Raw genomic sequence first — 22,014 nt, 5'->3', positions numbered from 1 at the left:
GTTGTAGTTAACATTACCCTAATTCATATATTTCAATATAAAAAACCTTACCTATTGAGGATTTAGGTAAAATCCCTTGAAGGTAAGGTTATTTCATTATTTACACGGTGACGAGTTCAGTTGGCTGGTCAGCATCCGTATCGTATAGATGAACGAATTCACCTGTCCTAATTCCGCATGTTTCCAACGTTTGTGAAACACTCATCCTTGCAAGGTCTTTCATATTATTGTCTTTACTTAAATGTGATAGATAGATCTTCGTATCTTTTTGCTCAACAACTTCACTCATTGCTACTGCAGCGTCTTCATTAGAAACATGGCCGACATCACTCAGGATCCGCCGTTTGACGGACCAAGGATAACGGCCAACTTGCAACATACTGACATCATGATTGCTTTCAAAGACAAAAGCATCTGCTCCGTGTATGAAGCCTTTCATCCTGTCACTTACATAACCAGTATCCGTGATAACCGCAAGTTTTCGACCGTTTTCATGGAAAACATAAAACATCGGATCTGCTGCATCATGTGAAACAGCAAATGATTGAATGTCGAGTGAACCAAATGATTTAACTGTTTCCATATCAAATTGAAAACGCTGATCGAGAGGTATGTTGCCTACGAGTCCATCCATCGCCGCCCATGTCTTTTCATTTGCGTAAATGGGCATACCGTATTTACGCGCAACAACACCAATCCCTTTTATATGGTCACTATGCTCATGTGTGACAAAAATACCATCGACATCTTTCATAGAACGACCAATGCCAGCAACTAAACTATCCATTTTCTTTGCACTAAATCCCGCGTCTACAATAAATGTATGTTCGTCATTTTCTATAAAAACCGCATTGCCGCTACTGCCGCTTGCGAGTACGCTAAAACGCATTAAAAAAACTCCTTATTCATTCTCTTCTTCGAGCGGTTCAGGTTGAAACTCTATAATCATACCTTCGATCGCATTAATGAAGTAATCTTCAATTTCGCCATCCTTTAATTCTACACGAACATGCCACGTCGGAGCAAACACTTGGGTTTCTGTCACTTGAACAAGACTGGAATAACCTAGCGTCATTTGCTTTACTTTGTAATCCTTTTTCAAATAATCCCGTGAATACAAGTTACCGATTGCTTCAATGGGTGATAGAAGATCATTTTTCCGGTTGAAACGATCGAATTCACCGAGCATACTTTGCTCGTATTTCGTCGCTTCCCCATCCTCATTCCAATAGATTATCAACATCGCATTGAGGCTATGGTAAATTGGATCTCCGTCGACCTTTTGGAAGAGTAAAGCTTTTCTCTCATCTTTATTAACTTCCCATTGGACATAACTTTCTCCGCCCATTACATGCTTTGACAGGAACTCTGTGAATTCAATTTCCCCTTTTACATTCAGTAGACTGAACGGCTCTATCAAAGTCGATTTTAGAAGTGTTTCATCGACAACTTCGCCTTTTTGATTTTCAAGTTCTGCTAGTTTTGCATCGGATAATATCATAGGCTTTGCAGACACATAAAAGGGTTCATTTTTAAAAGGTGGTAGTTTATCATACGTAATGTTTTCCATCTTCAGCAATTCCTCGATTGGTGTTTCACCCAGCACTTGAACATTTTGTGCCTGCGTAACCTTGTTGAGGTAAAGCGTGTACAGAAAAACGTTCACTATTGAAAATACGATGATGAATATCGTTTTCGTCTTATTCCAATCCAATCAGCTCACCTCCTAAAGTTTCAGGTGAAAAACGATGCCAATTTTCAGTGTTGTTTCCTTTCACCAAGTAAAACCACGCCGGTTCCATTATGATATTTCCTCTATCAGTATTTCGCTTCATAAAATACCCTGGAGCAATTTCATCAACAGTTTCAAAATCCAGCATTTTCGAGTCAATAAGCCTTTCGGCAATCTCTACGCCTGAAGGGAGTGTTGCAGGTTCATCATCAATAAAAAAATCAAGGCGATAGTAGGGTCTCTTATAATTGAATATCTGTTTATCTCCCCATTTTTGTACAATTTCTGTGGTGGTACTCGAGTCTGAATAAACGGGAAGCCCCTCCAGGAATAAGCGGAATCGTACGGTCCTTGTTTTCGGATCCATGTACGTATACCTGAAATCATCTGTCCAACCGCCATGTTCATTAACAAAGTTGACTGTGTTCGAGAGTAATTCAGATGGAATTGCTAGTTCTTGAATTTTGGCAGTAGGATAAACATATTCAAACTTCTTATTTTCCTTATCAATCTTCATTATTGCATGGTTATCCCCTAGTTCTTCCATCTTAGGTCCCACTTGGCTACTCCGCACTGCATTCGGATCGTTGAACAATGCATCCCGGAATCGATTCGGGGAAATATCACCTTCAATAAACGTATACTTGGTTGTTTCTACAGGTTCAACTGGAACGACGATATAAGAAGAGCTTTCAGGGGCTACCTCCTTATAATCGGCGAGTTCCCGTGCGTCCGTTAATATGGATTGTTGAAGTTTATGATTGTCATCCGGTTTTGCTTTTGCACTGTAGATTTTCTTATTTGCCCTGCTGACAAAATAAATATCCATGTCACTATTGTCCGTATTCCAATCAACGACAATCCGATCGAAACTAATTTCTGGCACTGTCGGTATCGGTTCATCAATGTTTATGACATTATCATAGACAGTCAAAGGGACCTCACCGTGAAAGAATAATGTAAATCGGTTCGGTTTCCGTAAGAGGGTATTCAGATTATCTGTACTAAAGTTATTATTAAGTGATCTAATATCACCTATTTTCCATTCAGACAACTCTTCTACAAAGCTATTGATTTCAACTGGATTGGTGGTTCCTTTTAATGCATCTCCGAAGTTAAATATAGTTTTGTATGGTTTAATAATTTCATTGTATTTCTTTTTATCTGCGATGGCTACGTCTACAGGCGCCAATTGCTCAATCGTGTCATAACCGGGAGTGTATGTCCAAATGGAAAAGGTCAATACCATACTTAAGGCGACGAGTAAGGTAAGTACTGTTGTCTTGACAATCTCGATATATTTCATTCCCATTCACCGTCCTCTTGGATTTCAAACGGCAACGTAAAGAAGATTGTCGTCCCTTTTCCTTCTACACTCTCCGCCCATACCTCTCCACCATGCGCTCCAATCATTTCGCGGGCAATTGCTAGTCCTAGTCCCGTTCCACCCATTGCACGTGATCGTGCACGGTCTGCCCGGTAAAACCTATCGAATATCCGCTTCACGTTCGCTTGTGGTATACCCATTCCATCATCAGAAATCATTACTTTAATGAAGTCATCAGACATCATTATTCCAAAGCGGATATTTCCCCCGTCTGGAGAGTATTTTAGTGCATTTGAAATGATATTGTCGAGGACCTGGGTCATCTTATCCGTATCAATTTCAACGAACAAATCGGAGGCAGACAACAGTCTTATAAATTGAACACTTTGAGATTTTGAAAATTCAAAGCGATCTATGATTGAGTTGAAGAAGTGATTAAATTCGACCCATTCTTTATTCAAATCATAATCCCTGCTGTCCATTCGTGATAACTTCATTAAGTCATTTACAAGACGAATCATCCGTTCAGTTTCGGTCTGTGTTACGTGGAGGAAGGATGGAGCAATCTCTTCATTCTTCCAAGCACCATCAGCCAATGCTTCTAAATAACTGCGCATTGTCGTTAGTGGCGTACGCAACTCATGCGAAACATTTGAAACAAACTCTCGTCTCTCCATATCAATTTTTTCTTGTTCCGTATTATCATGTAAAACAACGATTAAACCATTCACAAATCCAGTCTCTCTCTGCGTGACTGAAAAATTGGCACGCAGAATATAAGGCTGTTCGTTCGTACTAAAGTCCAATGCAATTGAATCTCTAATTTGTATTAAATCTTCAAAAGCATATTCTTGTTCAACTCCCAAAATGCTAGAAATCGGTCTATTGAGGACAAGATCCCTTGTCAGCCTCAGCATCACAAGAGCGGAGTCATTAATAAGACTAACACGCCCTTTTCGATCGGTAGCTATGACACCATCCGTCATATTTTCCAGGACAGAAGCCAGTTTCCGTCGTTCACTTTCGGTCGTTGAATAAGACTCTTGCAACTGGTTTGTTAAGTGATTAAAAGCGACCGCCAGCTGGCCCAATTCATCATTACCATACACACGCACTTTTCTGGAGAAATCTCCTTTTGCCATCGTCTGCGCCTGGCGTCTCATATCAGATATCGGCCTCGTCATTGTCTGGGCAATTAAAATGCCCAAAATGATTGTTATCGTCAACGATATGGCTACCCCACCAGCTAGAATCCGATTCACTTCATCAATCTGTGTAAACACCTTTTCAATGTCTGCCTCTAGATAGAGGATCCCTATTAATTCATCCTCAGTAGTAAGAATAGGCTTTGCACGTACCAAAATCCGATTTCTAGTTTTCCGATCTAAATTGATAACATCATTCTCGGTTTTTGAGGCAGTCGCCTTTCTAACAATTTCGTCCATCGCTCGCTGTCCTACCATCGACTTTTTGTCCAGAGCGGATGTAGCAAGGATAATCTTCCCTGCGCTAATAACCCTGATTTCATTGATGTCTTCCGAAGTGAAACCCGAAAGGACGGCCTGGAGACTCATTTCGAGTGTCACCGGGTCGTCTGGGGATCGTTTCTTTATCAATTCTTCACTAACATTAAATTCAATCAAACTCATCCTGTCGGAAATTGAGTTTGTGAAATTTGTTTTTAATGTTTCTTCGAGTTCACGTGCAAAATAGAGTCCGATTATTTCCATGGCAATTAGAATAAGCATCACATAAATTAGAACAAATTTAACGTGAATAGATCTAAAAAAACCGACTTTTTGCATGATGGTTACTCCTGTTCTGGATCCCGTAAGTAATAGCCTACTCCGCGTCTCGTGACTATCCACGTCGGGTGGCTCGGTGTATCTTCTATTTTTTCGCGCAAGCGACGAATCGTTACATCGACTGTCCGTACATCCCCAAAGTAATCATAGCCCCATACTGTCTGTAAGAGATGCTCACGTGTCATAACCTGTCCGATATGTTTTGAAAGATAATGAAGCAATTCAAATTCACGATGCGTCAATTCAATTTTTTCATCTCTTTTTAACACGAGGTAGGCATCTGGCTGAACAATTAAGTGGCCGACTGTAATATCGTTTGTCCCACCTTCCGCCTCTTCTTCGACAGATTTCATATGTCTCCGTAAATTAGCTTTGACTCGTGCGATTAGTTCACGGGTTCCGAATGGTTTTGTGACATAATCATCTGCTCCAAGCTCCAAACCAAGTACCTTATCAATCTCAGAGTCCTTCGCTGTCAGCATAATAATCGGAAAGTCATATTTCTTCCGGACTTCTCGACATACTTCCATACCATCCCGTTTAGGTAGCATAATGTCGAGTAGCATTAGGTCGGGTTTCACTTCTTCAACTTTTTCTAGCGCTTCTTCTCCGTCATATGCACAGTAAACAGTAAATCCTTCTTTTTTCAAATTAAATTCAAGTATATCTGCAATTGGTTTCTCATCATCGACTATTAATATTACTTTATCTTGCATGTTACATTCCCCTTCCAGCCCAGTTGGCATCTCTATATCTGTCCTTTTACTCTATCATTCTTGTCGCTAATTCGCACGTTTCACTCGTTCTAAGGCTATATTTCCCAAATTATTTCCCGGGCAATATTTCGTGGATATTGTCGAATAACTAATAAAAAAGACGGTACAACATTGTGTACCGTCAGTAGTTGTTTATTCATCTTAACACGTTCATAGGATCGATATTTGAACCGTTCTTGAATACTTCAAAATGAAGATGGACACCTGTCGAACGACCGGTTGATCCCATTACTCCTATTTTAGTTCCTTGTGGTACCGTTTGTCCTACTTTGACATCTATTGAAGATAGATGAGCATAGAGCGTTTCATAACCATTGTTATGCGTGATAACAACTCGATTACCAAATGTGCTATGGTTCCCTGCAGTTGTGACTACGCCATTATCTGCAGCTACAATTTCATAGGACGACGGACGGGCGAAATCAATTCCTTGATGAATTCTTCCCCATCGGGTGCCCATTTTACTAGAAATATATCCTCCAGACACAGGTCTGATAAATGTACCTGATCCTCTTGATGGTATCACTTTCGTACCTACAACTGTCACTTTGTCACTCGCCTCAGAAATGACTCTTTCTTCAGTTATAGATTTGTCGATAATTTGACCGCTCCGTTTTCGGATAAGTTCCGTTACTTCTTTTTCTCCATCCGAACCTTTGGCTATAACTTTCTTTTCCCCTTTAAAAAGGCTATCGTCCTCTTCAACCTTGTTTGTTTGTTTAATAACTTTTCTTTCTTTTGTTTCATAATGAACTTCCACTTCGATATACGGTTCGACAGCTGTTATATTCAGTTCATCACCAGAACGGAGAATTGTTGTATGTGTCATACCTGGATTTAGTTCTAGTAGTTTAGATGTAGTCATTTCGTTTTCCGCAGCAATTGTTCCTAGAATATCTCCGGAAATTACATTGTATTTCTTTTGTACACGTTTTCCTTTTTCAAGAAAATCTATTGCTTGCTCAACGTTTTTCACCTTTTCAGGATCTGTTTCCCCATTCGCTACCTCTATACCTTTACTGATAACGATGTTTGTAATACGGGTTTGGTCCTCTTTAAGCGGGGGTATAGGTTCAGTAGATGCTGTACGGGCTTCGAATTCATCGAGTTCCTTTTCGGTGACATATTGCATCTTCAGTTGACGAATTAGTTCATAGTATGTGTCCATGTCTTTGACGTATAATGCCAGTTCCCCGTCAATTGAAACACCAACCGCTTCCGCTTCAACCGATATCATGGTTTGAACTTTTTCTAAGACTTCGCTATCGTCCGTTTCTGCTGTGAAAACCATTTCAGGAATTACGGATAAATCTTTTCCTATTATAAGAGGGAGATCTTGAAATTCAGAGGACGTTTTTTGAATCTCATCTTCTTTCATTTGTTCAAGCTTCTCCTCGTCGGATATAACCCCTACATATTCCCCTTTTGAATAGATGTGGAATATAGTCAATAAATCTTCAGTTTTATTTGCATAACCTGGTTGTGCTGCAACGCCTGACAGCAATAAAGTAATGATGGAAACCAGTTGAATCCTTTTGATAGAATGCTTGAAGTTTGGCAGGACTTTCTTAAGCTTGTCCTGGTTGCTTCTTTTGAAAAACATATATGTGTAACTCCTTCCAAATTTCAAATCGAATGACCGATTACAGTTTATTTTTTACATGCTTATCTAATCTAACATATCCTAATGTACTCTTGTAGAATTATAGGCAATTGTAACGAGATTGTAGAATTACATCCAAATACCACCACTTAAAACATAAAATAGACATATTTTGATTTTTTATCATTTTCTCATGAAATAAATGTCGATTTCTTCACTTTTTCATACATTTCACTGTTCAATATTCTTTTGTTTGATTGTTCAAGTAAAAAAAACATCTCAGAGCACCGGAAGTTCCCGGTATTCTGAGATGTTTTTTTCCTACATGTATACCTTCAGTACTAGACAACAGAGTCATTGGTCTACGCTTTAAATGGAAATTGGTAGTTTTCCCATTGCCTTCGTCTCCCTACAGGGTTTTCAATTCCTAATACTATTGAGTTGATCTACACCTCTTTTAAAATGTTTTGCCTCGTCAATCAAACACAAAAAACGAGCATTATGAGTCTGCAAACTCATAATGCTCGTTTTTATTAATAAGCGGATGATTCATGCTGACTCCAGTCGATATTAACGAACTTGTTATATTCCTTAGCAAAAGCTAAAGTAACTGTTCCAGTTGGACCATTCCGCTGCTTTGCAATAATTATTTCAATCATGTTTTGATTTTCCGTCTCTTTATCATAATAGTCTTCACGGTAAAGAAACGAAACAATATCAGCATCTTGCTCGATACTCCCTGATTCGCGAAGATCGGACATCATAGGGCGTTTATCCTGACGTTGTTCAACGCCACGGGAAAGCTGTGAAAGGGCAATTACAGGTACTTTCAATTCTCTGGCGAGTGCTTTCAACGATCGAGAAATTTCCGATACTTCCTGCTGACGGTTTTCACCAGGCTTAGAACCACTTCCTGCTATCAGCTGCATGTAGTCAATCATAATCATGCCCAGTCCATGTTCCTGTTGCAATCGACGGCATTTTGAACGAATTTCATTGACACGGATACCAGGCGAATCATCAATGAAAATACCTGCATTTGAAAGGCTACCCATTGCCATAGTAAGTTTACGCCAATCCTCAGCTTCAAGCGCACCTGTTCGAAGCACCTGAGCATCGATATTTCCTTCTGCACAAAGCATCCGCATGACAAGCTGTTCCGCACCCATCTCCAAACTAAAGATGGCAACATTTTCATCGGTTTTAGTTGCAACGTTTTGCGCCACATTTAAAGCAAATGCTGTCTTACCAACAGAAGGCCTTGCAGCAACAATGATTAAGTCATTACGCTGGAAACCGGCTGTGATTTTATCTAAATCACGGAAACCCGTTGGAATTCCTGTAACGTCGCCTTTTTGCGTATGAAGAAGTTCAATATTATCATACGTTTCAACGAGGACATCTTTAATATGACGAAAGTCGCCGGCGTTCTTCCGGTTGGATACTTCCATCATCTTCTTTTCCGCTTCAGACAAGAGTGCCTCTACTTCATCCTCACGTGCATAACCATCTTCTACGATTGACGTCGCAACACGTATTAGACGTCGCAGAAGTGCTTTCTCTTCCACGATACGCGCATAGTGCACGATGTTTGCTGCGGTTGGAACAGAGCTTGCGATTTCAGACAAATATGAAATGCCGCCGACGTCTTCGAGTTCTTTTTTAGCGGATAACTCTTCCGTAACCGTGACAACGTCAATCGCTTGACCTTTATCACTTAGACTAATCATCGTTTGAAAGATTTTTTGGTGCGCCATCCGGTAAAAATCGTCGGGCATCAGAAGCTCTGCTGCCGTAATGAGTGCCTGCGGTTCAAGAAAAATAGCACCGATGACCGATTGTTCCGCTTCATTATTATGTGGTGGGATGCGATCAATCATCTGGTTCATCTATCCAATCTCTCCTTATCCCTCTTCAATTACATGTACTTTAAGTGTTGCCGTAACTTCAGGGTGAATTTTAATTGGCACATTTGTAAAACCTAGTGCACGAATTGCATCTGGTAAGTCCATTTTACGTCGGTCCACTTTAATGCCTTCTGTTTTATTCAAGGCTTCTGCAATTTGTTTAGTAGTGATTGAACCGAATAGACGGCCACCCTCACCTGATTTTGCTTTCATTTCAACTGTGATTTTATCGATTTGTTCCTTCAAGACGATTGCTTCAGCCAACTCTTCAGCAGCATCTTTTGCAACCCGGTTTTTTTGTCCTTCAAGTCTGCTAATATTACCAGCAGTCGCTTCAACCGCTAGCTTATTTTTCAATAGAAAGTTCTGTGCATACCCCACAGATACCTCTTTCACGTCGCCTTTTGTACCTACGCCTTTAACGTCTTTCAAAAAAATTACTTTCATTATGAATTTCCCCTCTCTATCATTGTATTTAATACATCTTTTAGCATTTGTTCAGCTTCTTCTACCGACCCAACGTCGAGCTGGCATGCCGCGTTTGTCAAATGGCCGCCACCCCCAAGTTCCTCCATAACAAGTTGAACATTCAACTCACCTAGGGAACGGGCGCTTATACCTATTTTACCATCTGAACGAGACGCAATGACAAACGAAGCTGCAACCCCTTGCATCGTCAGTAGAATATCTGCAGTTTGGGCAATCAGAACAGTGCCGTAAACAGTTTGGTCCTTCCCTTTTGCAATTGCAATACCGCCATTGGACAATTCAACAGTCTCAATCAATTTTGCCCTCAAAACATAGGTGTCAATATCCTCTTTCAAGAGACGCTGGACTAGTATGGTATCCGCTCCATTTGTTCGTAAATACGATGCGGCTTCGAACGTTCTAGCCCCTGTACGGAGTGTAAAACTTTTCGTATCAACGATAATACCTGCTAGCAGTGCTGTTGACTCAAGCATTGTTAGTTTTTCATGTTTCGGCTGGTATTCAATTAATTCTGTAACGAGTTCAGCCGTAGATGACGCGTATGGCTCCATGTAGACAAGCATCGTATTGTTGATGAACTCTTCCCCGCGACGATGGTGATCTATTACGACAACCTTCTCTGCTTTCTCGATGAGACGTTCATCAATGACCATACTCGGCTTATGTGTGTCAACAACGACAATCAATGACTTTTCTGTAATCATAGCAAGCGATTCTTCAGGACTTATGAATTGATTGAACAGTTCCTCATCGCGCTTAATTTCATCCATAAGCCGTGTTACACTTCCGTCAAGCTCATTAAAATTAACGACGACATATCCTTCAATATTATTCATACGTGCCATTTTTTGAACGCCAATGGCGGCTCCGATGGCATCCATATCCGGAATTTTGTGACCCATAACAAAAACTTTATCACTGCCTTGGATAAGGTCACGCAAAGCATGAGATATAACTCGAGCACGAACCCTTGTCCTTTTTTCGACAGGATTTGTTTTCCCTCCGAAAAACTTCAACTTGCCATCCAATCGCTTAATAGCCACTTGGTCACCACCCCTACCAAGAACCAAATCCAGGCTGGATTGTGCCAGTTCCCCTAATTCGATTAATGAAGTTGATCCCATTCCTACACCAATACTCAACGTTAGTGCAGTACTCTGTTTAGCCGTTGTTTCACGAATATCATCTAGAATCGAAAACTTTGTTTTTTCCAAGGTAACGAGTGTTGCTTCATTGAATACTGCCAGGAAGCGATCCGTTGCAATCCGTTTTACATAGATTCCATTCTCCGTTCCCCACTTATTAATAAGTGAGGTAACAAGGGAATTAAGCTGACTTCTCGTCTGATCATCCATTGCTTGTGAAAGTTCATCATAATTATCTACTAGAATAATACCGAGAACCGTGCGATCTTCATAGTAAAGTGATTCCATCACCAATTGTTCTGTAATATCGAACAAATAAATGAGTTTCTCTTCAGCTTTGAAAAAGACCTTATAGGACTGTTCCCCCACTGTCAGTACACCATTTTCAAGACTTTCACCTTTTACAATCGCGCGAAATTGCTCTGATAGATCAAACAAGTCATTCCCAATTAAAGTCTCCTGTCGTTCGAATACCTTTGCCGCATACGGATTCGCCCAGTCAACAACGTTTTTATCGTTAATCAGAATGATGCCAATTGGCAATGCAAGAAGTGCTTCTTCTCCGACTTTCTTCAACCTATAGGATAACGTTTCAATATGTTTTTCCGTTTCTATATAGGTTTGTTCTTCTAATTTCCACGCAATCCCTGCCGCAGTCGTGAATAAAACGGCAAAAATAAGTCCTGACCAAAAATGAGATAAAAGCAGGAGCACTGCCGCCAATAAGCCCAGAATCGACAATACTGTCAATGGATAACGTATTGCTCTTTTTCTAAAAAACGACGTCATTGTCCCATCTCCTTACTTCGACTTGTCTTTTTTGACCCAGGCACGTATATTCACTCCTGCATCTAGTATTCCTATTAACGTTGTAACCGGGGTCAATAGCAATGCAAAAATTGTGGCAACGACAGTCGCTACTTTCGGTAACTTCATTTCATTTACATAGTAATAAATGAATGAAATCCCTTGCAGCAGAAACAAGGTCCTTAGTATAACAGTGGCATTATTGGTAATTAAAAATAGATTCGTACCCGGTTTCATTTCTACAAATAGGGATGTCAGAAGAATGACTCCGTACAAAATTACTGTTATAACTGGTAATTTCATTTCCCGTAATGGTGGAAACTTTGGAACATCGAATTTCAACCGTTTGGCAACACTCAAATTCAAAGTGAGAATGATAAACGCCAACATAAAGATGCTTAAAATAAAAATGGAAGGAATCGTGTTTTCATACATTGTAAATGTTGAAGCAACAATTTCATCGTAATTGTCTGGTACTCCACCAGCTCGCTTCATAAATGTAGTTACCTGCTCTTGCGTACTCTCCATGACCTTCATTAATTCTTCAATCATATTGATGCCGAATAACAAAACAGCACCCACGTACATTACGAGCGATGTAATAAGCAGTGTCAGGCCAGAAGCCATAAAGATATAAAGTTTTGTTTTTCCCAATCTCACAGTTTCTCCCATAACAAAGCCTAAGAGCCCGTGGATGAGAGCGAAAGGTACAAGCAAGATGCCTCCAATTAGTAAGGACAGTATGACTCCGGTTGCAAGCACAAGAAGAGACGAGGCGCGGTCATACTTCAGTCTGTAAAGAATAATTGGCAACGGTATGAAAAACATCGTTATATTACCGATTAGCGGTGCATATAGCGATACTGCAAGTAAGATTGCAAACAATGCAATCATCATTGCTCCGTACGTAATTTTTCTTGAGTTGTCTTGCATAATATAAGATTCCTCCGGTCTTTCACTGGATGATGATTTCTATCCACTTGTTTAAGTTCCTAATCCAATTTTCTAGATGGACAGTTGCTTCAATTGTATCATGATTATTGTTTTTAGACCAAAAGTGGAACATATGTACTAGATTCGTTTGTATAAAAAAACCGCCCCCATCCCGGTTGTGCCGGTTTGACAAGGCGGTCATCTAAATAAAATTATCTTTCTTCCGAACTGAATGGAAGAAGTGCCATGATACGTGAGCGTTTGATTGCAAGTGTCAGTTTACGCTGATACTTCGCGCTTGTACCTGTTACACGGCGAGGCAAGATCTTTCCACGCTCAGAAATAAATTTCTTAAGCATATCTGTATCTTTATAGTCGATTTTTGTAATGTTATTTGATGTGAAATAACAAACCTTACGGCGTCTTTTTCCTCCACGACGTACTGCCATAATTGTTCCCCTCCTAACGTTAGTCATTTTCAGTTTATCGATGTTTTTTAAAACGGTTTGATCATCAGAATGGCAGGTCGTCGTCTGATACTTCTATCGGACCTCCGCCTGTCGAGAATGGATCATCGTCCGTACGTGTGTAATTTTGCTGATTCGGTTGTTGATATTGTTGGTTTGGCTGTCTATCTTGATAGCTCGGTTGTTCGCTTTGTTGAGAACCTTGGTAAGGTGCTCCGCCAGCTCCCGCTCTATTTTCGCTAGATGCATTGCGCGGTTCAAGAAACTGCGTACTGTCTGCTACAACTTCTGTTGTATAAACACGCTTTCCATCTTGTCCATCAAAGCTACCCGTCTGAATACGGCCATCTACTCCGACAAGACTTCCCTTTTTCAAGAAATTCGCAACGTTTTCAGCCTGTTTTCTCCAAGCTACACAACTGATAAAATCAGCTTCCCTTTCGCCTGAAGCGCTTTGGAAGGCCCGGTTCACTGCTAACGTAAAACGTGTTACAGCGATACCAGTTTGTGTATACTTAAGCTCAGGGTCTTTCGTTAAGCGTCCTACTAAAACAACTCGGTTAATCATTAGAATTCAACCTCCCTCATTATTTTGTAGATTTCAACTTATATATGGATCAGTCTTCAATACGAACGATCATATGACGAATGATATCTTCGTTGATGTTCGCAAGACGTGTAAATTCATCGATTGCTATAGTTTCAGCATTCAACTTAATTAGTTGATAGAAACCTTCACGTAGATCGTCGATTTCGTAAGCAAGACGGCGCTTGCCCCACTCTTTCGACTCGATGTTTTCTGCACCATTTGTAGTTAGGACTTCGTCAAAACGTTCAATCAACGCTTTTTTCGCTTCATCTTCTACTGTTGGGCGGATAATGTACATAATTTCGTACTTTCTCATCTGTAGTCACCTCCTTATGGACTTGGGCCCTGCTGATGTCAGCGGGCAAGGAGTAAGTAATTATATTACTCACATCAGTACATGTTAGCATAACTTCATTCATCTTTCAACTATTTTCTTGTATACTTTTACAAAGAGGTGATATTTTTGATTGAATTTCCTGAACCCGATAAAGTAATCGAGATTGATTTACCTAAGGTGGCAAAAAACAGCTTACTTTTAACCGGTTCCGCTCTCTTACTACTGTGGATTCTTAAAATTGGTATAGAGGGAAGCTTTCCTTCTTCATTCAGCTGGTGGGCGATTGTCTTCTTCATTATCGGATATATCTTACTAATTATTCTGCATGAATTTTTTCATCTTTTAGGTTTTCGGTTATTCGGAGGTGTCCCCTGGAGAAAGATGGTCGTCGGAGTCAATCTGAAATTGGGCATTGCATACGCAACCACCACTCAACTTATGACGAATCGGGCTATCCGCAAAGCACTGCTACTTCCTTTTTGGATGACAGGTATTCTACCTGCCGTTGTCGGCCTTTATATGGGGAGCGGCTTGTTAATCAGTCTCTCTGCTTTATTGATAGGCGGAGCAGCTGGTGACTTTGCCATGTATAAAGAATTGAAGGAGCTACCAGACGACTGGGTTGTCAAGGACGACCCTGAATTGCCAAAGCTCTATGTCTATTCGCCCAACAAGTCGAGCGAATTGGTAAATTAATAAAAGCCACATTGGGATATGAATTATCCCAATGTGGCTTTTCAGTTATTATACGTTAAAACGGAACAGCATGACATCGCCGTCTTTAACAATATACTCTTTACCTTCAAGGCGGACTTTGCCTGCTTCTTTGGCAGCTGTCATAGACCCTGTAGCAACCAGGTCATCATATGCAACTGTTTCTGCACGGATAAATCCACGTTCAAAGTCAGTATGAATAATACCAGCACATTGTGGTGCTTTCATCCCTTTACGGAATGTCCAAGCGCGAACCTCTTGTACACCCGCCGTAAAGTAGGTAGCAAAGCCAAGTAGCTTATATGATGCTTTAATGAGTTGATCGAGTCCTGATTCCTTGATACCAAGTTCTTCAAGGAACATCGCTTTCTCATCATCTTCAAGTTCAGCCATTTCTTCTTCGATTCTTGCACAGACAACAATTACTTGCGCATTGTCTTTTTCAGCAAATTCACGAACGGCTTTAACATTTTCATTGTTTTCCGCGTCTGCAACTTCGTCTTCCGCAACATTTGCAACATAGAGCATCGGTTTAATAGTGAGAAGGTTCATTCCTTTAGCCAAGACAAATTCATCATCTGTGAAGTCAATTGAACGTGCAGGCTTTTCGTTTTCAAATGCTTCTCTTAATCTAATCAGGATAGGTTCTTCTGCCATTGCTACCTTGTCTTTTTGTTTCACCATTTTTGTTACACGAGCCAATCGTTTTTCAACGGCTTCCATATCAGCAAGGATCAATTCCAAATTAATGATTTCGATGTCATCGATTGGATCTACTTTACCGGATACATGTGTAATATTCTCGTCAACGAAGCAACGGACGACTTGACAAATTGCATCCACTTCACGGATGTGCATAAGGAATTTATTTCCTAATCCTTCGCCTTTACTTGCCCCTTCAACAATTCCTGCGATATCTGTAAATTCAAAAGCCGTTGGTACTGTTTTTTTCGGTGTCACTAGCTCCGTTAGTTTGTCTAATCTTTCATCAGGAACTTCTACGATGCCAACATTCGGATCAATTGTACAGAACGGATAGTTCGCCGCCTCTGCTCCTGCTTTTGTAATCGCATTGAATAATGTAGATTTGCCCACGTTTGGTAGACCGACAATTCCAGCTGTTAATGCCATTCATCCCACAACCTTTCATTGAGCTTTTTAAGCGGTACTTTCGCTTAAAGAAGCCTCCATTATATGTTCATTCACTCATTCATATCAATTACGCCACTAATAGAAGTGGGGACTTCTGCTGAATCAAGTTATGCTGTATGCAACTCTTCCATTATAAGGACAGCAGGCTCAGTTGTCCATCTGCCTGAGGAACAAGGTCCTAGTTAAAGGTCAAGACTCCGCTTTGACAAGTACTTTTTTCATTTTCTTTGTAAATTCATTGCGGGGGATCATAACGCTGTGACCGCATCCCTCACACTTAATGCGGATATCTGCCCCCATCCGAATGATTTTCCATGCGTTCGTTCCGCATGGATGCTGCTTTTTCATCTCAACAATGTCATTTAACCCATAAACTTTTTCCACCATTTATCTACACCTCATTTTTCGGTTGATGCATAATCATTTTCGGGTATGGTATTTCAATACCGTTTTGATCCAGGAATACTTTCAAGTCTCTGCGTAATTGCCTGGCAATTGCATATTGCATCACAGGCTGGGTTTCTGCTGTAATTCTCATGATAATTTCAGACGCTCCCAAATCTTGTACACCTACGATAGTCGGCTGTGATATCAGTGCTTCATATCCAACAGATAAGTTTGCAAGATACGCTTCCAACAGTTTTTCGGTTTTGGCAATATCCGTTTCATATCCTAGTCTAATATCCACTATAGCGAGTGAATTATTAATTGAATAATTCACGACCTCTGTAATATTTCCGTTTGGGATGATATGTATTTCCCCACCATATGCGCTTATTTTCGTCGTACGTAAACCGATTTCTTCGACCGTCCCAACCGCTGCCCCAATTTCAACATAATCGCCTACTGAAAATTGGTCTTCAAAAATAATGAAGAATCCACTGATGATATCCTTCACAAGACTTTGGGCACCAAATCCGACTGCCAAGCCCAATACTCCAGCCCCCGCAAGAATTCCTGCAACATTGATTTCAAATGCGGAAAGAATTGCTAGTATTGCTGCGAAATAGACGACATATGACAATGTGTTTTGAAGCAACTTAACCAACGTTGTTTCTCGGCGCTCTGTATGGCGCAAGGCACCTTTCAGTTTGACCTTGAATGCGCGGCTAATAACGCTTTTACCTATTTTGACTACAATGATGGATAGCAGGATAATGAAGACAACTTTAAGTCCCAGCATACCAATATCAATCCAAGTTTTTGTATTAAACAGTATTTGTCCTACTTCTTCAGCTTCTTCTTTCAGCTTTTCAATGTCCTCATTTAAGGTTACTGCCACAATCCTCTTCCTTTCGTATAATAAATCACTTGCGAGCGTAGACTGAGTTATAAAAAAAGAAATGGAGTTTTTTCATGCGAGATCCTCTTCCATTACCATACGACTACAGAATTCATTACAAGGAAACGGGCGCTGTTTGGAAACTTAGTTCTTTGTTTCTCGAACGCATTCCGTTTGATGCTCAAGATCTCATTTTTTTCTGTATCGGAACTGACCGTTCCACGGGAGACGCATTAGGTCCACTGACCGGTTCTTTTCTATCAGAGTCTCCCCTGTTCCCATTCACCGTAATCGGAACGTTAGAAAGTCCGTTACATGCCCTTAATCTACAACAACATATCGATGAAACCCGAAGCTCTAATCCTTCTGCATTTATCGTAGCAATAGATGCTTGCCTTGGACAAGGCGGTTCCATTGGACAATTACTATTTAATAGTGGACCTATCCATCCTGGCAAAGCTGTAGGTAAAGTTTTACCTCCTGTTGGAGATGTATCCATTAAAGGCATCGTCAATATTGCCGGATTTATGGAACATGCTGTTCTTCAGAGTACACGACTATACCTGCCATTCGAAATGAGTCGCATTATTTCTCGTGCTTTGCAGTTAGCACATGGTCGTCACAGATCATAGATAGTGGATGATTGTAACGATTACACCTACTACAAGAATACCCGGAATTAGATTTGCAACTCTCACTTTCGTCAGACCAATTAAGTTTAACCCGATTGCAAGAATCATTAATCCACCCGTTGCCGTCATTTCTGAAATGAAGAACGCCAGCAATTCATCAGGAACGAATCTGCTGATTTGAGTGGAAAACAGAGTGATAATTCCTTGGTAGAGGAGTACAGGAATTGCAGCAAAAGCAACACCGATTCCTAGTGTAGAACTTAATATGATAGCAGTGAAACCATCAATAATCCCTTTCATTACTAAGACATCATGATCATTTCTCAGTCCACTGTCAATGGCACCAATAATCGCCATCGATCCGACAACAAAAATAAGCGTAGCAGTGACAAACCCTTGTGCAATACCCGGACCTTTTTTACCAGCGGGTATCTTAGTTTCCATCCATAAACCTAAGTCATTCACTTTCTTTTCTAAATTCATCCATTCACCAATTACAGCCCCGAGGACGATACTTATAATAACAATCAAAACTTGCGTACTTTCAAAGGTCATCTGTATACCTATAACTGCAACTGCCAGCCCGATTCCATACATGACTGTTTCTTTCATTCGTTCTGGTATATTGTGTAAAAATCGTCCAATGAATGCACCTGCAACGATTAAAATGACATTTACAATTGTTCCGAACAAAACCACATTCTCACTTCCGCCCGTTAAAAATAATACCTATTTTGCACAGTTGGCAAAATAGGTACATATTTATTCATTCAATAGTTCAAGAATACGTTCCAGGTCATCCTCTGAGAAAAATTCAATTTCAATTTTTCCTTTGTTCTTTGTTTTCTTGATTGATACATTTGTACCGAAATAATCCCTAAGATTAGATTCACTTTCAGCTAGGAACAAATCTTTGTTTTTTTCCGGTTTTGTTTCACGTGGAACTTCTTCATTCATTCTTTGGACAAGTTTTTCAAGTTGTCGAACATTATGACCTTCTTTTAATACCCGTTCTGCCACAATTGCAATTTGTTCTTTTTTACGTAGACCAAGTAATGTACGTCCGTGGCCCATTGAAAGTTTCCCTTCAGTAATATAGTTTCGTACTTTTTTTGGAAGTGATAGCAATCGTACATGATTTGCGATATGAGGTCTGCTTTTCCCAAGTCTAAATGCGAGCTGCTCCTGTGTTAGGCCCAGATTCTCCATTAGATTATGATAAGCTTCAGCCTCTTCAATTGGGGTTAAGTCTTCTCTTTGTAAGTTTTCAAGTATGGCAAACTCCATTGTTTCTACGTCAGTTAAAGTACGGACAACTGCAGGGATTTCTGACAGACCCGCCATTTGTGCTGCACGAAATCGTCTTTCCCCCACTACGATTTCGTATGTTGTACCGACTTTTCTTAGAATGATTGGTTGAAGGATACCGTGTTCTTTAATTGATGCACTTAGTTCTTGAATAGCGCTTTCATCGAATATTTTCCTAGGTTGGTATGGATTCGCTTTTATACTTTTTACATGAATATGTTCGACCGACTCTGCCTTTGTCAGTGACTCTCCAGGGAATAAAGCATTTAACCCTTTTCCAAGACCCTTAGCCATTGAGTACCACTTCCTTTGCCAGCTCTAAATACACTTCAGCACCTCGTGATCGGGAGTCATAGACAATAATCGGTTCACCATGACTCGGTGCTTCACTTAACCTAACATTTCTTGGGATAATGGTTTTATATACTTTATCTTGAAAGTACTTTTTCACTTCTTCAATCACTTGAATCCCTAGATTTGTCCTTGCATCGAACATTGTCAGTAAAACGCCATCAATCATTAGATTTTCATTTAAATGCTTCTGTACAAGTCGAATCGTACTTAGCAGTTGGCTTAACCCTTCAAGTGCATAATACTCGCATTGAACAGGTATGATAATTGAATCTGATGCAGTTAGGGCATTTATAGTGAGTAATCCAAGGGAAGGCGGGCAATCAATGATAATGTAATCGTATATATCTTTCGCTTCTTGGATGGCATGCTTCATCCTAACTTCTCTTGAAATCGTTGAAACTAGCTCAATTTCCGCTCCTGCCAAAGAGATTGTTGCAGGAACGATATCAAGATTTTCCACTTTAGTAGAGCGAATTACATCTTTTATATTAACATCATCTATTAAAATATCATAAATACATTGCTGGACTTCCCCTTTATTGACACCTACTCCGCTCGTTGCATTCCCTTGCGGATCAGTATCAATCAAAAGAACTTTTTTGCCTATATGAGCAAGGCAAGCACTTAGATTCACGGATGTTGTCGTTTTTCCGACGCCCCCTTTTTGATTTGCAATTGCTATAATTCTGCCCAAATCTGCACCTGCTTCCTGCACTTTTAATATCAATTTATCTACTTCTTCTAGTCTATCAATAAAAGCATTTTTTGTAGAGAATTATGTAGCAAAAAGACTCTTGCATGAGTCAAGCAAGAGTCTTCCTTTATTTCTTTTTCGGAATTTTTACAGTAATTGTGTAAAAGTCCTCCGAGTCTTCTTCTTCGGTTTTCACATCAATTCCACTTTTTGTTACCATAACAAGCGATTGCCTAATTGTATTTAGAGCAATTCGTACATCTTTACTGACAGATTTTCTTTTAGGTCCTGCTTTTTTCTCTTTGGTACTTTCTTTTGGATGCAGGACTTGTAAGATTCTATTTTCAAGTTGCTTCACATTCAACTGCAGTTCTATCACTTCATTGTACAGCTTTGATTGCAATTCACTATCTTTGACAGGAATTAGAGCTCTTGCATGTCGCTCGGATATTTCTTTTGCCAGTAAGCCATTCTTTATTTCATCCGGTAGCTTCAATAACCGCAATTTATTTGCAACAGTAGATTGGCCTTTTCCTAGTCTTTGTGCCAATGCTTCTTGTGTTAGTGAATGAAGTTCCAGAAGTTTCTCATATGCATACGCTTCTTCAATTGCAGTCAATTCCTCACGCTGCAAGTTTTCAATCAAAGCAATAGATGCAGTTTCTTTATCATCAAGGTTTCGAATAATTGCCGGAACTTCCGACCATCCCAACTTTTGCATGGCTCGATATCTACGTTCCCCCGCAATAATTTCATATTGCTCTTCGTCAATTTTTCTTATGACAATTGGTTGGATGACACCATGCGTGTGGATTGTCCTAGCAAGTTCTTCAATCTTCTCTTCAGAAAAAACTGTACGCGGTTGATATTTGTTGGGCTTAATAGAATCTATTTTCACTTGCTCTATTACTTCATGCTGAATTTCTTCGCTAACGAGTGGTTCTAATTCTTTCTCCCCACTTCCAAAAAATCGTGAAAACGGACTTTTCATTCCCGGCACCACCTTTTCAATACTGCTCCCTACTTCTACTATTTATGCATAGTGATAGTATACCTTTTCTCGCTGTTCCACGTGAAACAATTTACTGAATTGGTGTTTTATTCGGAACACCTGGTTTACGAGGGTATTTTTTAGGAGTAATTTTATCTTTATCGAAAACAAAGATATTCCGTTCACTATTTTCAAATGGCAATGTGAAAGAATGCTCTTCTTTAATGGAAGCACCGAGAACGGAAAGTGCTTTTTTCGCATCTGCTAATTCATCATCTGCAGCTGCACCTTTCATCGCTATAAATACGCCACCCTTTTTAACAAGTGGAACACATAATTCTGCTAAAACAGAAAGACGTGCAACCGCTCGAGCAGTAACAATATCAAATTGTTCGCGATATTGTTGATCCTGTCCAAAATCTTCTGCTCGTGCATGGACAAAGTTTACATTTTCAAGTTGAAGTTCCTCGGCCAAAGCTTTGAGGAAACCAATTCTCTTATTTAACGAATCAACAATTGTTACTTCAAGGTTTGGGAAGCAAATTTTCAAAGGAATACTTGGAAATCCAGCACCTGCCCCGACATCACAAATTGTTTTTCTATCATTTAAATCAATATAAAATGCCGCAGAAATGGAATCATAAAAGTGTTTCAGATAAACCGATGGCGCATCAGTAATTGCCGTCAAGTTCATCTTTTCATTCCATTCTACCAGAAGTTTGAAATACTGGCTAAACTGCATTATTTGCATTTCAGTCAACTCAATACCTTTGTCTTTCAAAGCTTGAATAAATTGTTCAACATCCATCAATATTCCCCCCAATAAGAAAAGCGTATGCGCCTGTTAAGAGGCGACAGGCATAAGACGGGCTGACGTCGCGGTGCTTTTCCGCCTTGGAAGGATGCAGTTCAATCCTTCCTTTGTCAGATCGACTTATGACCCTAGCCTCTAGGCGCAAAAGCAGGAAAA

23 protein-coding genes are annotated in these 22,014 nt (G+C 40.1%); 2 read left to right on the top strand and 21 right to left on the bottom strand.

Going from position 1 to position 22,014, the window contains the following annotated elements:
• Window positions 1–100: 100 nt before the first annotated feature.
• From AC1TO6_RS16090 to rpsF, 13 genes are all read right to left on the bottom strand, one after another.
• Complete coding sequence (locus tag AC1TO6_RS16090) at window positions 101–889, bottom strand: MBL fold metallo-hydrolase (RefSeq protein ID WP_482102638.1); 789 nt, start codon at window positions 887–889, stop codon at window positions 101–103.
• A gap of 12 nt (window positions 890–901) precedes the next feature.
• Window positions 902–1,714 carry a two-component system regulatory protein YycI gene (locus AC1TO6_RS16085; protein ID WP_482102637.1) on the bottom strand — a complete coding sequence of 271 codons (813 nt, stop codon included), beginning with the start codon at window positions 1,712–1,714 and terminating at the stop codon, window positions 902–904.
• Window positions 1,701–3,044, bottom strand: a complete 1,344-nt coding sequence (locus AC1TO6_RS16080; protein WP_482102636.1) for a YycH family regulatory protein — start codon at window positions 3,042–3,044, stop codon at window positions 1,701–1,703. The genes AC1TO6_RS16085 and AC1TO6_RS16080 overlap by 14 nt, the downstream gene beginning before the upstream one ends.
• On the bottom strand, window positions 3,035–4,864 hold the full coding sequence (gene walK, locus AC1TO6_RS16075; protein WP_482102635.1) for a cell wall metabolism sensor histidine kinase WalK: 1,830 nt from the start codon (window positions 4,862–4,864) through the stop codon (window positions 3,035–3,037). Before walK ends, AC1TO6_RS16080 begins: the two co-directional genes overlap by 10 nt.
• A 5-nt stretch (window positions 4,865–4,869) precedes the next feature.
• Window positions 4,870–5,580 (bottom strand): response regulator YycF, encoded by a 711-nt coding sequence (yycF, locus tag AC1TO6_RS16070; protein WP_482102634.1) that lies wholly within the window; start codon window positions 5,578–5,580, stop codon window positions 4,870–4,872.
• Window positions 5,581–5,776: 196 nt separating this feature from the next.
• Window positions 5,777–7,243 (bottom strand): peptidoglycan DD-metalloendopeptidase family protein, encoded by a 1,467-nt coding sequence (locus AC1TO6_RS16065; protein WP_482102633.1) that lies wholly within the window; start codon window positions 7,241–7,243, stop codon window positions 5,777–5,779.
• Window positions 7,244–7,776: 533 nt separating this feature from the next.
• Window positions 7,777–9,132, bottom strand: a complete 1,356-nt coding sequence (gene dnaB, locus AC1TO6_RS16060) for a replicative DNA helicase (protein WP_482102632.1) — start codon at window positions 9,130–9,132, stop codon at window positions 7,777–7,779.
• Window positions 9,133–9,147: 15 nt separating this feature from the next.
• Window positions 9,148–9,597 (bottom strand): 50S ribosomal protein L9, encoded by a 450-nt coding sequence (rplI, locus tag AC1TO6_RS16055; RefSeq protein WP_482102631.1) that lies wholly within the window; start codon window positions 9,595–9,597, stop codon window positions 9,148–9,150.
• A complete protein-coding gene (locus tag AC1TO6_RS16050) occupies window positions 9,597–11,573 on the bottom strand; it encodes a DHH family phosphoesterase (protein ID WP_482102630.1) in 1,977 nt (658 codons plus the stop codon). The genes rplI and AC1TO6_RS16050 overlap by 1 nt, the downstream gene beginning before the upstream one ends.
• 12 nt (window positions 11,574–11,585) lie before the next feature.
• A complete protein-coding gene (locus AC1TO6_RS16045; protein ID WP_482102629.1) occupies window positions 11,586–12,524 on the bottom strand; it encodes a YybS family protein in 939 nt (312 codons plus the stop codon).
• 212 nt (window positions 12,525–12,736) lie between these two features.
• Window positions 12,737–12,976 (bottom strand): 30S ribosomal protein S18, encoded by a 240-nt coding sequence (gene rpsR / locus AC1TO6_RS16040; protein WP_482102726.1) that lies wholly within the window; start codon window positions 12,974–12,976, stop codon window positions 12,737–12,739.
• 61 nt (window positions 12,977–13,037) lie between these two features.
• On the bottom strand, window positions 13,038–13,559 hold the full coding sequence (ssb, locus tag AC1TO6_RS16035) for a single-stranded DNA-binding protein (protein ID WP_482102628.1): 522 nt from the start codon (window positions 13,557–13,559) through the stop codon (window positions 13,038–13,040).
• Between the two features lie 49 nt (window positions 13,560–13,608).
• Entirely contained in the window at window positions 13,609–13,896 is a 288-nt protein-coding gene (gene rpsF, locus AC1TO6_RS16030) for a 30S ribosomal protein S6 (RefSeq protein ID WP_482102627.1), read from the bottom strand.
• A gap of 138 nt (window positions 13,897–14,034) precedes the next feature.
• On the opposite strand from rpsF, the gene AC1TO6_RS16025 reads away from it, so the two are divergent.
• Window positions 14,035–14,613, top strand: a complete 579-nt coding sequence (locus AC1TO6_RS16025) for a DUF3267 domain-containing protein (RefSeq protein ID WP_482102626.1) — start codon at window positions 14,035–14,037, stop codon at window positions 14,611–14,613.
• 48 nt (window positions 14,614–14,661) lie between these two features.
• Here AC1TO6_RS16025 and ychF read toward each other — a convergent pair whose 3' ends face one another.
• The 3 genes from ychF to AC1TO6_RS16010 all read right to left on the bottom strand — a co-directional run bounded on the left by ychF (window position 14,662) and on the right by AC1TO6_RS16010 (window position 17,065).
• The gene (gene ychF, locus AC1TO6_RS16020; protein ID WP_482102625.1) at window positions 14,662–15,762 is read right to left on the bottom strand and encodes a redox-regulated ATPase YchF; all 1,101 of its coding nucleotides are present in this window, start codon (window positions 15,760–15,762) and stop codon (window positions 14,662–14,664) included.
• Window positions 15,763–15,972: 210 nt separating this feature from the next.
• A complete protein-coding gene (locus AC1TO6_RS16015) occupies window positions 15,973–16,170 on the bottom strand; it encodes a DUF951 domain-containing protein (RefSeq protein WP_482102624.1) in 198 nt (65 codons plus the stop codon).
• A gap of 4 nt (window positions 16,171–16,174) precedes the next feature.
• On the bottom strand, window positions 16,175–17,065 hold the full coding sequence (locus AC1TO6_RS16010; protein ID WP_482102623.1) for a mechanosensitive ion channel family protein: 891 nt from the start codon (window positions 17,063–17,065) through the stop codon (window positions 16,175–16,177).
• A 74-nt stretch (window positions 17,066–17,139) separates the two neighbouring features.
• On the opposite strand from AC1TO6_RS16010, the gene yyaC reads away from it, so the two are divergent.
• Window positions 17,140–17,697: a spore protease YyaC gene (gene yyaC / locus AC1TO6_RS16005; protein ID WP_482102622.1), complete on the top strand. Its 558-nt coding sequence runs from the start codon at window positions 17,140–17,142 to the stop codon at window positions 17,695–17,697.
• Here yyaC and AC1TO6_RS16000 read toward each other — a convergent pair.
• The 5 genes from AC1TO6_RS16000 to rsmG form a co-directional block, all read right to left on the bottom strand.
• The gene (locus AC1TO6_RS16000; protein ID WP_482102621.1) at window positions 17,692–18,396 is read right to left on the bottom strand and encodes a DUF554 domain-containing protein; all 705 of its coding nucleotides are present in this window, start codon (window positions 18,394–18,396) and stop codon (window positions 17,692–17,694) included. The two genes, yyaC and AC1TO6_RS16000, sit on opposite strands and share 6 nt — an antisense overlap.
• A gap of 63 nt (window positions 18,397–18,459) precedes the next feature.
• Window positions 18,460–19,299, bottom strand: coding sequence for a ParB/RepB/Spo0J family partition protein (locus AC1TO6_RS15995; protein ID WP_482102620.1), 840 nt, complete (start codon window positions 19,297–19,299; stop codon window positions 18,460–18,462).
• Entirely contained in the window at window positions 19,292–20,053 is a 762-nt protein-coding gene (locus tag AC1TO6_RS15990; RefSeq protein ID WP_482102725.1) for a ParA family protein, read from the bottom strand. Before AC1TO6_RS15990 ends, AC1TO6_RS15995 begins: the two co-directional genes overlap by 8 nt.
• A gap of 127 nt (window positions 20,054–20,180) precedes the next feature.
• Window positions 20,181–21,044, bottom strand: coding sequence for a nucleoid occlusion protein (gene noc / locus AC1TO6_RS15985; protein ID WP_482102619.1), 864 nt, complete (start codon window positions 21,042–21,044; stop codon window positions 20,181–20,183).
• A gap of 91 nt (window positions 21,045–21,135) precedes the next feature.
• On the bottom strand, window positions 21,136–21,852 hold the full coding sequence (gene rsmG, locus AC1TO6_RS15980; protein WP_482102618.1) for a 16S rRNA (guanine(527)-N(7))-methyltransferase RsmG: 717 nt from the start codon (window positions 21,850–21,852) through the stop codon (window positions 21,136–21,138).
• Window positions 21,853–22,014: the final 162 nt, after the last annotated feature.

It is taken from the genome of Sporosarcina sp. Y352, assembly GCF_056786535.1.
This window is presented reverse-complemented; position numbering and strand designations above follow the sequence as displayed.